Origin of the sequence: Sphingobium jiangsuense (assembly GCF_014196495.1) — a bacterium.
GTDB classification, from domain to species: Bacteria; Pseudomonadota; Alphaproteobacteria; order Sphingomonadales; family Sphingomonadaceae; genus Sphingobium; species Sphingobium jiangsuense.
Window position 1 is genome coordinate 1 of record NZ_JACIDT010000036.1, and the last position, 14150, is coordinate 14150.

The 14150-nt window shown below is 64.2% G+C and carries 14 protein-coding genes; 4 read left to right on the plus strand and 10 right to left on the minus strand.

The genetic code is table 11. From position 1 onward, the window contains the following. Positions 1-62: 62 nt before the first annotated feature. On the minus strand, positions 63-3680 hold the full coding sequence (traA, locus tag GGR43_RS22515; protein WP_188073993.1) for a Ti-type conjugative transfer relaxase TraA: 3618 nt from the start codon (positions 3678-3680) through the stop codon (positions 63-65). Between the two features lie 270 nt (positions 3681-3950). Here traA and GGR43_RS22520 point away from each other — a divergent pair, with 270 nt between their 5' ends. Beyond that, entirely contained in the window at positions 3951-4313 is a 363-nt protein-coding gene (locus GGR43_RS22520) for a mobilization protein (RefSeq protein WP_238474179.1), read from the plus strand. Next, the gene (locus GGR43_RS22525) at positions 4291-5916 is read left to right on the plus strand and encodes a type IV secretory system conjugative DNA transfer family protein (protein ID WP_238474180.1); all 1626 of its coding nucleotides are present in this window, start codon (positions 4291-4293) and stop codon (positions 5914-5916) included. Before GGR43_RS22520 ends, GGR43_RS22525 begins: the two co-directional genes overlap by 23 nt. A gap of 269 nt (positions 5917-6185) precedes the next feature. Here GGR43_RS22525 and GGR43_RS22530 read toward each other — a convergent pair whose 3' ends face one another. The 8 genes from GGR43_RS22530 to GGR43_RS22565 form a co-directional block, all read right to left on the minus strand. Beyond that, positions 6186-6482 (minus strand): hypothetical protein, encoded by a 297-nt coding sequence (locus GGR43_RS22530; protein ID WP_006473490.1) that lies wholly within the window; start codon positions 6480-6482, stop codon positions 6186-6188. 36 nt (positions 6483-6518) lie between these two features. Next, positions 6519-7142, minus strand: coding sequence for a ParA family partition ATPase (gene parA / locus GGR43_RS22535; RefSeq protein WP_021316632.1), 624 nt, complete (start codon positions 7140-7142; stop codon positions 6519-6521). 67 nt (positions 7143-7209) lie between these two features. Further along, positions 7210-7515, minus strand: coding sequence for a type II toxin-antitoxin system RelE/ParE family toxin (locus GGR43_RS22540; RefSeq protein ID WP_006473480.1), 306 nt, complete (start codon positions 7513-7515; stop codon positions 7210-7212). Continuing rightward, a complete protein-coding gene (locus GGR43_RS22545) occupies positions 7512-7781 on the minus strand; it encodes a CopG family ribbon-helix-helix protein (RefSeq protein ID WP_006473479.1) in 270 nt (89 codons plus the stop codon). The genes GGR43_RS22540 and GGR43_RS22545 overlap by 4 nt, the downstream gene beginning before the upstream one ends. A gap of 278 nt (positions 7782-8059) precedes the next feature. Next, complete coding sequence (locus GGR43_RS22550) at positions 8060-8938, minus strand: helix-turn-helix domain-containing protein (protein WP_120326078.1); 879 nt, start codon at positions 8936-8938, stop codon at positions 8060-8062. A 193-nt stretch (positions 8939-9131) separates the two neighbouring features. After that, positions 9132-9347: a ribbon-helix-helix protein, CopG family gene (locus GGR43_RS22555; RefSeq protein WP_020817828.1), complete on the minus strand. Its 216-nt coding sequence runs from the start codon at positions 9345-9347 to the stop codon at positions 9132-9134. A gap of 99 nt (positions 9348-9446) precedes the next feature. Next, positions 9447-10049 (minus strand): recombinase family protein, encoded by a 603-nt coding sequence (locus tag GGR43_RS22560; protein WP_120326079.1) that lies wholly within the window; start codon positions 10047-10049, stop codon positions 9447-9449. Between the two features lie 175 nt (positions 10050-10224). Next, entirely contained in the window at positions 10225-10641 is a 417-nt protein-coding gene (locus GGR43_RS22565) for a MerR family transcriptional regulator (protein WP_120326080.1), read from the minus strand. A gap of 66 nt (positions 10642-10707) precedes the next feature. Between GGR43_RS22565 and GGR43_RS22570 the strand changes: the two genes are divergently transcribed. Together GGR43_RS22570 and lspA are read left to right on the plus strand one after the other, a co-directional pair. Further along, complete coding sequence (locus tag GGR43_RS22570; RefSeq protein ID WP_120326081.1) at positions 10708-12831, plus strand: heavy metal translocating P-type ATPase; 2124 nt, start codon at positions 10708-10710, stop codon at positions 12829-12831. Further along, a complete protein-coding gene (gene lspA, locus GGR43_RS22575; RefSeq protein WP_120326082.1) occupies positions 12828-13328 on the plus strand; it encodes a signal peptidase II in 501 nt (166 codons plus the stop codon). Before GGR43_RS22570 ends, lspA begins: the two co-directional genes overlap by 4 nt. Before the next feature lie 31 nt (positions 13329-13359). Here the strand turns inward: lspA and GGR43_RS22580 are convergent, their stop codons facing one another. Next, positions 13360-14106 (minus strand): DUF6118 family protein, encoded by a 747-nt coding sequence (locus tag GGR43_RS22580; RefSeq protein WP_183030168.1) that lies wholly within the window; start codon positions 14104-14106, stop codon positions 13360-13362. Positions 14107-14150: the final 44 nt, after the last annotated feature.

Consider the following 14150-nt stretch of genomic DNA (forward strand, 5'->3'; position numbering starts at 1 on the left):
GTCCAATGCTTCCGGTTCGATTCCTTCCCTGTCGTCGTCCAGTTCCGCCATGATCTCCCTGCCTACATTCCCAAGCCGATACCCCGGCTAATCTGCCGGCTGCGTGTCATTTCCTCTTGCAGCGCGCGGGCAATGCTCTGCTCCCGGCGCAAGTCCTGCCCGATTCCAAGCTCCCGGCTGCGATTCCGCACGATGGATTCCGCCTGCGGGTCGCGCTCAAGGCTCTTGGCAAGGCCGCTCATCTGGCTTTCGACCTTGCCGCGTGCCTCGTCGTGTTGCCAGCCACGAAGCTCCCGGCGCTGGCCCTGTAGCTCCTGCCAGCGTTCAACGAACCGCTCGGCCCTGATATTCGGGTCTTGCAGCGCGGCGTTTTCGCGCTTCATTCCGTCGATGACATGCGCGACACGCTCCCGGCCGGAAAGCTCGGTTATGGCGCGTGCCGTCGCCGGGTCGTTTTGCAACGTCGAGCGCAGCAAATCTTTCATGCCGCCCTGCACCTGGTCGAGCTGCTGGCCGGCATCGCGCATTTCCTGCCGCTGCATGTCGAGGACCGGCAAACCCTCGCGCCGATGCTCCGCGACCGACTGATAGGCCCGCGCATAGCGGTCAACAGCCTGCTCAAGCGGCGACTGCCGCCGCGCCCGCTCGGCCAACCGGTCAGGCGCCGGTGCCTGCCGCAAGCTCCCCTCTCTTTCCGGCCGCTCTGTGCGCTCCTGTGAGGGGGCAGGACGCGCATTGAGCTTGAGGCCGGCGAACATACCGCGCCGCTGCTTCTCGGCCTGTTGCGGCCGTTTCTGGTCGATCTGCGAGCCGTCCTCGCCGGCGCGGTCTGGCTCGCGGCTCTCGGTCGCCGCGCCGCGCTCGAGTTTCAGGCCCTCGAATGGCCGTTGGCGCTGCTGTCGATCGGCGGCGAGATCCTCGCGAGGATTTGCACGAAGATCCTGCGCGAGATCCGCGCGGACTTTTTGCGAGGATCTCCGATCAAGGGCATGATCCCCGGCCGTCGACTCCCGTTCCGCACGTAGCCCGGCGCGCTCGGCCGGAATCTCGATCTCGCTGCGGACGCCCATTTGCTCCGCGATCCCGCGCCGCTCGGCAAAGTCGCGGGTATAGTCGAGCGTCGTTTCCTTCACGCCCGACCGGGACAGGCGGCGTTCTAGCTGGCTATAGGCCAGCTCGCCGGCGTCCTGAACCTTCCATGTGTTCCGGTGCGTCTGCGTCCCATCCGGCAAGGTGACAGGGGTGGAACCCTCATGCTGTAGGCCGATCCTCTCCCCGATCTCCGGCGCGGCCTCTTTCATGGCGCGCTCAAGATCGACGCCCCAAACCGTGCGCTGCTCACCCTTGCCGTTCTCCAGCGTCACGAAATAGCTCTGGCTGTTGCCTTCCTTGTGCTCGAACGGCGCGGCCCCATGCTCGACCAGCCGGCCGGCATGGGTGAACTCGTCCTGTGCCGCGTAGAGCTGCACGCCGTCGCGATGGCGGGTCATGGCGACATAGGTTAGATGCCGGTCCATCATCCCCGACGCCAGCACAAAGGAACGATCGACCGTCGCCCCCTGATTTTTGTGAATCGTCGTCGCATAGCCGTGGTCGATCGCCTGATAGTCGCCCATCGGAACGCTGACGTTCTCGCCGCCCCGGCCGTCCAGCGTGGCGATGATCCTGCCGGCCTCGACATGCTCGACCGTGCCTAGCATCCCGTTTTTCACGCCAAGGTCGCGGTTGTTCTCCAAGAACACGATGCGGTCGCCCGGCGCGAACTCGCGCTTGCCGTCATTGGTCTGGAAGGTCAGCGCGCCGGCGTCCTCGCCCTGCGCCAGCTCGCCCCGGTCCTGTAGCTCGGTCCTGATCGCGTCATTGATGGCCCGAACATCGGCCCGTCGATGCGCCATCGCTACGCGGGTGCCGTCCGGGCGCTCGTCGCGGTCGGCAAGGTAATCGCGCACGATCTGGCCGCGCACGTCCTCGCCGGTTTCGGCAAAGCTGATATTGCCCCGATCCCGATAGGCCGCCAGCCCCTCGGCCGTCCGGTGCGTGGCGAAGTCAACCGACGCCTCCCGCTGCCAGTCCACCCGCTGCCGGCGAATCTCGGAAAGCTCGGCATGGCCGATTTCCTCCGTGATCGCCCGGAACGGTGCGCCGGCCCCGATCGCCTGTAGCTGCTCGTGATCGCCTACAAGCACGATCTTCGCCCCGCGCGCCTCGGCCTCGCCAACGAAGCGGGCGAGCTGGCGCGAGCCGACCATGCCCGCCTCGTCGATCACGAAGACGTCGCCGCGGCCGATCGTGCCGCGGTCGTTCTCCCAACCGCGGGACCATGACGCGAGGGTGCGGCTCTGGATGCCGGAACTTTCCTCCAAGCCCTCGGCCGCCTTGCCCGACAGGGCCGCGCCGTGGACCTGATAGCCCTCGGCCTCCCACGCCTCGCGCGCGGCCGCGAGCATGGTGGACTTGCCAGCGCCGGCATAACCGACAACGGCCGCGATCCTCTCCGGGCCGGTGATATGCTCGATCGCCCGGCGCTGCTCGTCGGACAGCCGGGCGGAAGCATCGCCGGCGCTGCGCTGAATGGCGGCGTCCTGCCGCTCTATGGCGCGCTCGACATGCCGGCGATCGACGCCATGACCATGCGCGCCGTGCATCCGCTGCGCGCTCTCGATCATGCCGGATTCGAGCTCGACCATTTCGCGGGTCGAATAGCGGGCAAGCTCGATCTCGCCCGTTGCTGCCGGGTCCCCCACTACGTGGGCGCGCTCGGGCTGCAACTCGACCAGCGCCGGCGAGGCCATCACCTTCGCAAACGCGCTCTGGAACTCCTGCGGGTCGTCGTTGATGTAGCGATGCAGCGCCCGCGCAACGTCGTGGCGATCGAACACGCTCTTTTCGCCGGTGATGAGGGTTAGAACCTGCTCGGGCTTCTCCCGGATCAGCTCGGCATTGCGCCGGGCCGCATCCTCGTCCAGCCGCGACCGCGACACGTCGAGGCCGCGCCGCTCCATCTGCGAGGCATGGACGCCCACATGCTCGGTCGGCGCAATCTCTAGCCCGCGCTCCATGTGCGAACGATGGTCGATCCGAATATCAAGCCCGGCCATCGCAAGCCGCTCGTTGGCGATCCCCTCCCACCTCTGGCGAAGGTCGCGGAGCTGCATATCGGTCGTCGGCAGGTCGTGCGCCAAGAGCCATTTGTTTTCGCGCTCAAGATAGGTCTTGTCGCCTAGGCCGCCCTCGCCAACCTGCCGCGTCGTCATCATCACATGCGCATGATGGTTGCGAACGTCGCTGGCATCGTGCGGCGCATGGATCGCAAAGTCCACCGCCGCGCCATATCGGTTCGCCAGCTCCTGCGCGAACTCCCGCGCCGCCTCTAGCCGCTGCTCGGCCGATAGCTCATGCGGCAAGGCAATCTCGAACTCGCGGGCAACGCGGGCATCCTTGCGCTTCTCGGCAAACTCGGCGGCGTTCCACAAGTCCGACCGATCCCGCGCCCAATCGGCGTTGACGCCTTCCGGCAAGACGATCTCCGCATGTTCAACGCCCTGCTTGGCCGTGTAGTCGTGCGTGATCCCGTCGCGCTCGTTGGTCAACTTCTCCCCGGCACGATAAGCCATTGAGGCGACGGCGCTGCGGCCGCTCGCTCTCGAAACTGGCTTCATGCTCAAATGGTAGATCGCCAAGCAACAAGCTCCGATACCGTTTCGCCTTTCCCATTGGCCGACCAGCCAATGGCGCGCTGAGTTACGCAGTAACTCGTAAGTGCGCCCTTCTCAACTCAATCGCTCCGCTCCTTCGTCGCTCGGTGTGGCGCTTGCGGCAAGGTCGATGCAATAAATTGAGGCCCGGATTGTGCTGCAAAACCGTCGAAAACTCAAGCGCAACGGGCAAACGCTGGAAAAGACAGCCGGGAATGATAGTCTAGGCTAATGACCGGAAAGGGAGATTGAGGAATGGCGCGTAAAACGATCGAACAACGCTTGGCTGAACTGGACGCGCAGCGTGCCACGCTCAAGGCCCGGCTGTCCAAGCAGGAACGCGCCAACGATACGCGCCGCAAAGTGCTGCTCGGCGCGCTCGTCCTGCATCGACTCGAAAGCGGCAAGGATGAGGAATTTTCCCGGCGCTTGGGCGAATGGCTCAAGCGTGAGCTGCCCAACTTCCTGACGCGCCCCGGTGACAAGGAACTGTTTGCCGACCTGATCGGCAACGCGCAGGCCGGGGAGACGACAGGCAGCGCCGGGGGACGGCCGCATGAGTCAGGCGAGACTTGCATGGGGTGCGTTCAAGAACATGATGCGGCAGGCCGCGCGTGATCCGCTATGGGCGTTCGTCGCTCTGCTCGCCGCACCTTTTCGCATCTGGAAACCGCTTCTCGGGCTTCTGTTCCTCCTTGTTATCGTCCTGTTCGTCGTTGGCTTCGGCGGCCGCTTCGCTCTCGAACAAATCGGCTTTCGCGTCGGCTCGGTTCCGGTTCTCCTGCTCGATCTCGTCACGCTGCTGGTGCTGCTGGCGCTCGCCTTCCGCTTCCTCACCAATCCCCTGATTGTCCATTTCGGGGACATGGACGGCGAAACCCACGGCTCGGCCCGCTTCGCGACGACCAAGGAAACCGCCGCCCTCGCCCGCGCCGATTCCGGCCTGCTGATCGGCCGCGACGGCAAGACCGGGAAGCTCCTGCGCTATGACGGCCCGGCCCATCTGCTGACGATGGCCCCGACGCGCACCGGCAAGGGCGTGGGAACCATCATCCCGAACCTGCTCACCGCCGACCGCTCCGTGATCTGCATCGACCCCAAGGGCGAAAATGCCAAGATCGCCGGCCGCGCCCGCCAGCAATTCGGCCCGGTCCACGTCCTCGACCCCTTCGGCGTCACCGGCCAGCCCTCCGCCGCCTTCAATCCCCTCGACCAGCTCGACCCGGCCGGCCTCGATGTCGCGGAAGATGCCAGCACCTTGGCAGACGCCCTCGTGTTCGATGAACTGGGCATGGCCGGCGAGGCGCATTGGAACGAGGAAGCCAAGGCGCTCATTGCCGGCCTGATCCTCCATATTGCCGCCAGCGAGCCGCGCGACAGGCGAAACCTCGCCACCCTGCGCGAATATCTCACCCTCGCCCCTGAAGCCTTCGCCGCGCTCCTGAAGGACATGCAGGCGTCAACGGCCGCCTCCGGCCTGATCGCCCGCGCCGCAAACCGCCACCTCGGCAAATCCGACCGGGAAGCCGCTGGCGTCCTCTCGGCCGCGCAGCGCCATACCCATTTCCTCGACAGCCCGCGCATGGTCGCCGTCCTCGGCCGATCCGATTTCCGCTTTGCCGATCTCAAGCGCCGCAACGCCTCGGTGTTCCTCGTCCTGCCGCCTGATCGGCTCGCCACCTATTCCCGATGGCTGCGCCTGCTCGTGTCGCAAAGCCTCACCGACATGGCCCGCGATCCTGCCAAGCCGGCCGCCCCGGTCCTCTACCTGCTGGATGAGTTCGCCGCCCTCGGCCATCTGGCCCCCGTCGAGCGCGCTATGGGCCTCATGGCCGGCTACGGCGTCCAGCTCTGGCCCATCCTGCAGGACGTTCACCAGCTCCGCGCCACCTACGGGCAGCGCGCCGGCACCTTCCTGTCAAACGCCGGCGTCCTACAGGTCTTCGGCGTCAACGATCACGACAGCGCCCGGCTTGTCTCCGATCTGCTCGGGCAGGAAACCGTTGTGTTCCAGACCATGAGCCGGGCGCTCGATTCCGACAAATCCGGCATTTCCTACGGGGAGCAACACACCGCCCGCCCGCTGCTGACCCCGGATGAGGTTCGCAACCTGCCGCAGCATGTCGAATTGCTGTTCCTCGCCGGGCAACGGCCGATCGTTGCCGGAAAGCTCGCCTACTATGCCGATCCCGAGTTTCGGGGCCTGTATGACGCTGCCTGACGTGACAGGAAGCGGACCCGGCGCTTTGCGCCGGGACTTTGTTACGAACGGCCCTCCGGCTCTCTACGGCGCTATTGGGGAGCGCGTTCGCCTCCGTGCCGGCGCGGCTTGCGCCGCGATCCACCGCCGACCTGGTGCAAGCTCTATTCAGGGAAACGCCCGGCCACGACGATAGCCCCCCGGCCGGCCCGCTCTCATCATCTAGGGCCGTAGGGACGGCCGGGGGCGGGCCACACACGCAAGCATTAGCGTATTTAGCTATTTACGTATCAACGTGCATAAGGCTCGATCGGCGGCAATCCGTGCTGTGCCAGAACCGCCGAAAGCCCGGCCTCGGCCATCGCCTGAATTGTCGTTCCCTCTGCATCCGCGAGCTGGCGAAGGCGCTGCCAGTCCGATCGCCTGACCTTGACCGTAAGCGCGACAGTCTCGCCCCCTCCCCTCTTTCGCCTCGGCGTCGGGATTTCCACGGCCGGGCGATCGTCCTCGATCGCTGCAAGGCTGGTGGCCTCCGCGCCGGCCTTCGGGCGGGTGAAGGCCGCGAGGCCGGTTGCTTTCTTTGCCATAGGTTTCGCTCCTTCAATACGCGCTTACGTATTTAGCTATTTACGTTCTAACGTGCCTTTAATCCACGCCCACAAAGCCCGGATTTCCTCCGCTGCTTTCCCTTCGGCCTCGAACTCCGTCACGGCGCTGCCAGTCGTGACGGCGCGGGCGAACGCGCGCCGGTCGGTAATCTCGCCGGGAACGATCGGCAGTCCGTAGGCTTCCAGCGCCGCGCGCGTCTCCCCGATCTCGGGCGCACGGAACGGGCAGGCAGACAGGACGAACGCGCCGCGCACCTTCGCGGCCGCCACGATCTCGACGGCGGCCGGGACCGCAGCGAGGTCAAACGCGGACGGTCGGACCGGAATTAAGACCAGCTCCGACCTTCGGGCGATCTGGCCGGCCGCCGGGGCGGCATGGGGCGGGGCGTCCACTACGGCCAAGGTCATGCCCTCGCCCTCGGCCGCCCTAAGCGCGGCGTCCAGTTCCCCGGCCTGCGCCGTGGCGACGATCGGCGTTCCGGCTTCCCGCGCGCTCGCCCATGCGGTCGCGCTCTCCTGTGGGTCGGCGTCGATGACGCAAACCCGTTCGCCGGTCGCCTCGGCCGCCACGGCGGTATGAACCGAAAGCGTGGTTTTTCCGCTCCCGCCCTTCTGGCTCAAAAACGCAATGACGTTCATGCGTCAATCCTTCTTTGCGTGAATACGTATTAAAGCATATAGCTAAGAACGTTACTACGTCTTTAAGCTAGTGCGGCCATTCCTCGGCCGGCCAGTCGCGCGACGTGTGGATGACGCGCACGATCACGACGCTTTCCCGGCCCCCCACGTCCCGCAGCTCATAGGCGATGATGTAGGGATGACGGGCGAGGGACTTTTCATAGGTTCCGCTCACCCGCCCCGGCCGGCCGGTCGCAAATTCGCCGAGCTTGTTCCCGGCGTCCTCGATCGCATCCACGACCCGTTCGGCGGCGAATGGGTTGTCCTCTGCGATATAGCGCAGGATTTCGAGGTTATCCCGCTGCGCCTCAATCGACCAGACAACCGGCCTCATCCGCGCGCGGCTTTCCGGCGCTTCGCTTCCTCGATAACCTCACGCATTTCCGCGACGGCCTGCGCATGGGGGATCACTCGGCCGGCCGCCGCATCAGCCATGCCGCGCTTGATACCGTCGATGATTTCAAGCTCGCGATCGACATAGGCGGCGACGGCCTCGCCGGCGAGGAAGGATTTGCTTCGCTGCGTGTCGTTCGCGATCCGGTCGAGCTTTTCTTTCACATCGGGCCTAACCCGAATCGTCATGGTGGTGCTGGCGGTCATGGAATCGCCTCCGTGTGTTGAATTGTGTACATTCTAGCACGTTGTCCCGGCCGCCGCCATCGCCTTCTATCAAGGTAATACGTTTACACGTCAATACGTATTAACGTAAATAATTAAGCGCCGACCTTGCCCCTCACTCCCTCTCGAAAGCCCATAGGACGTTGGCCGCAGGCGCGAGCGGTGCGGATTAGGTGGTGAGGGTGCCGTTTCCCGGCCCGCGTATAGGCGGGTCGGAACCGCCGCAGGGCTGCGTAAGCAGCCCGAACAGCGGCGACCGCTTATGTTTTCCCTCTTAGATAAAGATCAGATGGGGATTCAGTCTGGTTATCGGACTCACGTTTCATGAAGTTTTTCGCCATGCGCACAAGGGCCTGTCCTAGCGGGCTGTCGCCAGCGTCGAGCTGCGTTCTCTCATCGAGGGGCAGGGTGGTCTTGTAGGCGTCGATTGCCTCGCTCCATGCCCGCTGATCCTGTCCATGATCCGCAGGCGGGGGAGGGGCCTTGCCGAACCGTCCAAGGAACTGCCGGGCCTTCTCCGGCAGAGACAGGCGATAGGCGTTGCTCGCCTGCTGGACCTGTGGGCCACGCCCCTCGTTGCCGGTCGGCTCGTAGCGCCGCAGCCAGTCGATGAAACCATGCGCCCGCAGGTTCTTCAGCGCCCGCACGATCGTATCGCGCGACCGGCCCAAGCGGTCCATGATCGTGGTGATTGACGGCTCTAGCCGGCCGGTGCGGAAGTCGATCAGATTGACGAACAGCCGCAGCACGTCCAGCGCCACCGATCCTAGCGGGCCGCTGCGCTCGCCCTTCTCGTGCAAGCCGGCCTCGTTGTAGATTTCGGCCGCCTTCAAGATCGCCTGCACGTCCTTGCGCGTTGTCGGCCGCCATATGCGGCCCTCCGATCGCCCCCGGATATGACTATGCCGGCGAACTGGCGTCGGGCAGCGCGGGGCCGGGGGCGGAAAGATCAGCCCTAGCGCGGTCTGTCCCGATCCCCGCAGGATGGCCCGGCGCTCATGGGCGAGCGTCGTAAGCTCGCCGGCCTCGTCGTCGGTGAGCTGGCCCGCGCCGTATCGGCTCCAAACCTCCCGCATGATCTCATCAAGCGCGTTCCCGCGCGCGCAGCCGATCGCGGCCGCGTAGTGCGTCCTCAACATATGCCCTCGTCCTTCCATTTGAAGGACATGACGGCGCGGACGGCAGGCACGGCACTCCCGTTTCCGCAAGAATCAATCTTGCGAATTGGAGTGCTCTAGCGTAGATAAGGGGAGACTTTGATGGCCCCGGCTCTACGGTGTGTCTGACGGCCTATAAAACGCTCGACCGCGCCAACGGTCGGGCGTTTTGCCGTTATGTCCCTTGCTTCGCTTCGATATAGAACCTCAACGCTTCCTCGATGATCGGCGCGCGCCCTCGCAAGCCCGCGTCGTCCTTCAGGCGGTCAATCGCCGCGACCAGCTCGCCGGGCAGATCGGCCTGCACAAGAATCCGGCCCTCCGCGCGCCAACGGGCGCGCAGGTTTCGGACACTTTCCAGCTTAACTTGTTCTCGGGTGCGACTCGCCATGTCTACATGAAGAGACGAAATCGCCCGATTCTGCAACCCTTTGCGTAAGGGAGCGAGAAAGGCACTACTTCTAGGGCCGGGCGACTAAACGTAGTTGCGTCAATGCGTATCCACGTCAATGCGTTCTATCGCCCGGTAGATCGTGGCGCGATGCACGCCCAAGAGCTGCGCGACTTCCGCCACCGGCTTCTTATCCTCATGGATGAGCTGGCGGGCGTGGGCGATCTGCTCGGCCGACAGGGCAGGGGAAGGACCGAACCGCACACCTCGGGCCTTCGCCGCGATCCGGCCGGCGCTCGTGCGCTCCACGATCAAGCTGCGCTCGAAATCTGCGATGCCGGCAAACACGGTCAACACCATGCGGCCGGCCGGCGTCGTGGTGTCGGCCCAAGGCTCGGCCAGCGAGCGCAGGCCCGCGCCGGCCTCCTTGATCCGCTCCGCGATCGCCAGAAGGTCGGCCGTCGATCGGGCGAGACGGTCTAGCCGGGTGATCGTCACCACGTCGCCGGCGCGCAAGTGGTCGAGCATCCGCGCCAGCTCGGGCCGGTCCCGCTTCGCCCCGGAAGCCTTTTCCTCAAAGATGCGGACGCAACCGGCCGCGCCAAGGGCGGCCCGCTGCGCATCGAGGTCCTGCCCGCGCGTCGAGACGCGGGCATAGCCGATGAACGCCCGGCTGGCGTTGGAATCTGGTTGGCGGCTCACGGCTCCCCCTGTCGCAAATCATGTCGCAAGTGTCTTACCACTTGCGACAAAGACGTGCGACACGAAAAGCCCTGATTTTCCGGGGCCGGCCGATCTGTCGCGGGTTTTAGTAGTTCTGCGACAAGCTAAGATCGAAGAACAGCCGTATGCATCACGCTGCTTCGGCCAGGCGCTGTTAGTAGTTCCTCGCTGGCGGTGACAGGCTCTCAATTATCCTACAATCTGCAACTAGGCCGCATCCACACTGGTCGATCATCCGGTCAAGTTCGGACTTAAGCGCGATTAAGTCTTGGATTTTTTGCTCGACTTCCTTCCGGTGCTCCTTTGCAATCGCATCAACCGCCGCGCAAGACCGCGAACGATCGTCAGCCAGCTTGAGAAATTCCCTGATCTGATCGAGCGAGAAACCAAGTTCACGCGCCCGCCTGATGAAACTGAGCCGGCTGAGATGGACCAACTCATATGCACGATAGTTGCCACCGGTACGCGAGGGTGCCGGCAGGAGGCCGTTCTTTTCGTAAAACCGGATCGTCTCGACCTTGGTCCTTGTCCGCCTGGCCAATTGGCCGATCATCAGAATTTTGTCGTTCATCTCTTGACCCTATAGTGACTACAGGGTCTATCTGGGGTGTCACATCGGAAAAGTCGAGGTGAGATCATGGCGGCAGCGAGCCCCTACAGACTGCGCGTAGAAGGCATGGACTGTGCATCCTGCGCATTGAAAATCGAGACGGCGATGCAGCGCTTGCCGGGTGTTAGCGACGTCAATGTCAGTTACGCCAGCGAGACGCTTGCATTGCAATTGGATGAGGACCGCACGGCCCTCGGCACCATTGAGCAAAAGATCCGAGCACTTGGGTATACACCAGTGGTCGAGCAGGCCGAGCCAAAGGCGAGCCTGCCTCGGAAGCGTATTACTGAGGCGTGGTGGAAAGGCAGCAAAGGTCGGCTTGTCCTCCTTACTGGTGTGCTGTTCGTTCTTGCCTTCGCCCTCGCGCGTATTCTGCCGGATTGGGAGCAATGGCTCTATTCAGGCGCGGCGCTGATCAGCGTTATCCCGTTCGCGAAGCGGGCTGTCGCCGGCGCGATATCCGGATCGCCCTTCACCATTGAGACACTGATGACAGTCGCAGCACTCGGCGCGGTCGCCATCGGCGCGGCCGAAGAAGCTGCTGTCGTGATCTTCCTGTTCGCAGTGGGCGAACTGCTTGAAACCGTGGCGGCCGGCCGTGCGCGGGCAGGCATTGAAGCGCTGATCGATCTCGTACCCCGGGTCGCGTTCCGCGAACGTGACGGTGCCGTTGAAAAGGTCGCTGCCGAAGAGCTGGCCATCGGTGATGTCGTCGTTGTTCGGCCTGGAGACCGCGTGCCGTCTGACGGCACGGTGATTGACGGTGTATCTGAGGTCGATGAGGCGCCCGTGACAGGCGAATCCGTGCCCGTGCTGAAAGAAGCCGGCGCAACCGTCTATGCGGGCAGCATCAACGCGAATGGCGAGCTTCGGGTGTCGATCAACCATGTCGCGGCTGACAACACCATTGCTCGCATCATCCACATGGTCGAGGAAGCCCAGGAGTCAAAGGCCCCCACGGCGCGCATGATCGACCGCTTCAGCCGCTGGTATACGCCGGGCGCGATGGTCGTCGCGGCTCTGATCGTTGTCGTGCCGCCTCTCGCCTTTGGCGGTGACTGGATGACATGGGTGTATCGTGGCCTCGCCACGCTGCTGATTGCCTGTCCATGCGCACTCGTGATTTCCACACCGGCGGCCATTGCATCCGGTCTTGCCGCTGGGGCACGCCAAGGATTGTTGATCAAGGGCGGCGCGGCGCTGGAAACACTCGGGAAGGTCATAACGGTTGCCTTTGACAAGACGGGAACGCTGACGCGCGGCCGTCCCCAGGTGACAGATATTGTGCCGATCAGAGGTGACGAGAACTCGGTTCTCGCCATCGCGGCGGCTGTCGAGCGCAACACCAGCCACCCGCTCGGTGTCGCAATCGTGGAGGCAGCAGAGGGGCGCGGGCTCGAACTGCCCGCCACCTTCGGCGGCGGCATCGCGACACCCGGCAAAGCGGTCACGGCGCGGCTGAAAGACGGCTTCGCCTCGGTCGGCTCTCCTCGGCACGCTGCTGAACAGGTTGCCTTTGAAGAGAGCATCGCTGAGACGATCACTAAGTTGGAAAGCCAAGGCAAGACGGTTGTCGTGCTTATGAAAGGAAAGACCCTAGAGGGATTGATCGCGTTGCGCGACGAGCCGCGCGACGACGCTATCGAAGGTGTGAAACGGCTGACGGATCGGGGTGTGCGCGCCCTGATGCTGACCGGCGACAACAAGCGCACGGCCGACGCCATCGCGGCCCATCTCGGCCTTGAGGCGAGCGCCGAACTCCTGCCCGACGCCAAGCTTGCCAAGATCGGCCTCCTCAAGGCTGATGGGCCGATCGCCATGGTGGGGGACGGCATCAACGACGCACCGGCGCTCGCTGCCGCTTCCGTTGGCGTTGCCATGGGTGCGGGCACCGATGTCGCGCTTGAAACCGCCGATGCCGCGCTGCTCAGAAACCGGGTGACGGGTATCGCCGATCTCATCGAATTATCGCAGACGACGCTCGGCAATATCTGGCAGAACATAGCAATAGCACTTGGATTGAAGGCCGTCTTCCTCGTGACGACTCTATTCGGCGTTACCACGCTCTGGATGGCTATTCTCGCCGATACGGGCGCTACGGTCCTCGTTACGGCAAATGCGCTACGCCTGCTGACGTGGCGCGGCAAATGAACCGGAACAGTGAGCGCGTGCAGGTTGGCCCCGCTGCATTGATAGTCGCCATAGGAGCGGCGCTCGATCTTGCAACGAAGGCATGGGCGCGGGCGAGTCTCGAACCCTATGGCCCTGCTTTCGACTTCTTGCCCTTCGTATCTCTGCACCTGACTTTTAACGAGGGCGTGTCGTTTGGTTTGTTCGCTTTCGAGGGCGATACGGGCCAAGCCGCTTTAGTGGTCGTTACAGGATTGCTGACCCTTGCCATGACCGTATGGGCCTATCGGTCGCAAGGTTGGCACCGGGCGGCCCTTTCACTGGTCGCAGCGGGCGCTCTAGCAAACCTGATCGACCGAAGCGCACGCGGCTCTGTCACCGACTTCCTGAACCTGCATTTTGGGGATTGGCATTTCTTCGTGTTCAATCTGGCAGATATATGGATCAGCTTAGGCGCTGCCTTTCTGCTGGGTCTACAAATCATCCCGCAGAAGAACAAAATCACATCGATTCCATAAATATAGGACGCAGCTCGAACAAGCGCCAAGGCTACTGAGGCGCTGGCACGGTGATGGTGCAACGCTGGTCCTCGCCGGCCGTGCGCGCGGCCTCCCAACAAGCCGCTACGGCCTCCCTGTTCGCCTCAATGAGCTGATCAGCCGAGACCACGCGCTGCCACGCTTCCGGGCTGTCGAACGCCATGAGACTCATACCGGCCCGCCACGGCGTTTCCCCCATGACAACGCTGGCGACACGCGGCGCGGCCGAGAACGGCAACAGGCGCGGAAGGAACAGCATCACCACCGCGCCGGCGAGCAGGCCGATAGCGAAGGCGACGACAAGCCACCAATTTTGCCGATCGCGCTCCCGCGCGCCGGCGACATGCGCGGCGAGGTTCCGGCCGGCGCGCTCGAGGTCGGACGCCTGCCGTTCGAGCTGCTGCGCGGCGGTGCGTATCAGGGCCTCGCCGCTACGCTCGAGCGCGGCCGCATAGTGCTGCGCCCCCTGCCGAAGAATGGGCGACTGCTCGACGCTGTGCAGCCGCTCCGCAACAGTGTCGAGAGCCTGCACGAGCTGGGCGAGCTGGGGCTTGTAATCGGTCTGCGGCTCGATCTTGTCGAGCTGGTCGAAAGCGGCTTCCAGCCCGCGCCGCATCACGGTCATTTCCGCGCCGATCTGCGCGCCCTGCGTCTCGATCGTGCGCCGGAGCGCGTCGAAAGCTGCGGCCGGGTCGCCGGCGTCCTCGTCCAATGCTTCCGGTTCGATTCCTTCCCTGTCGTCGTCCAGTTCCGCCATGATCTCCCTGCCTACATTCCCAAGCCGATACCCCGGCTAATCTG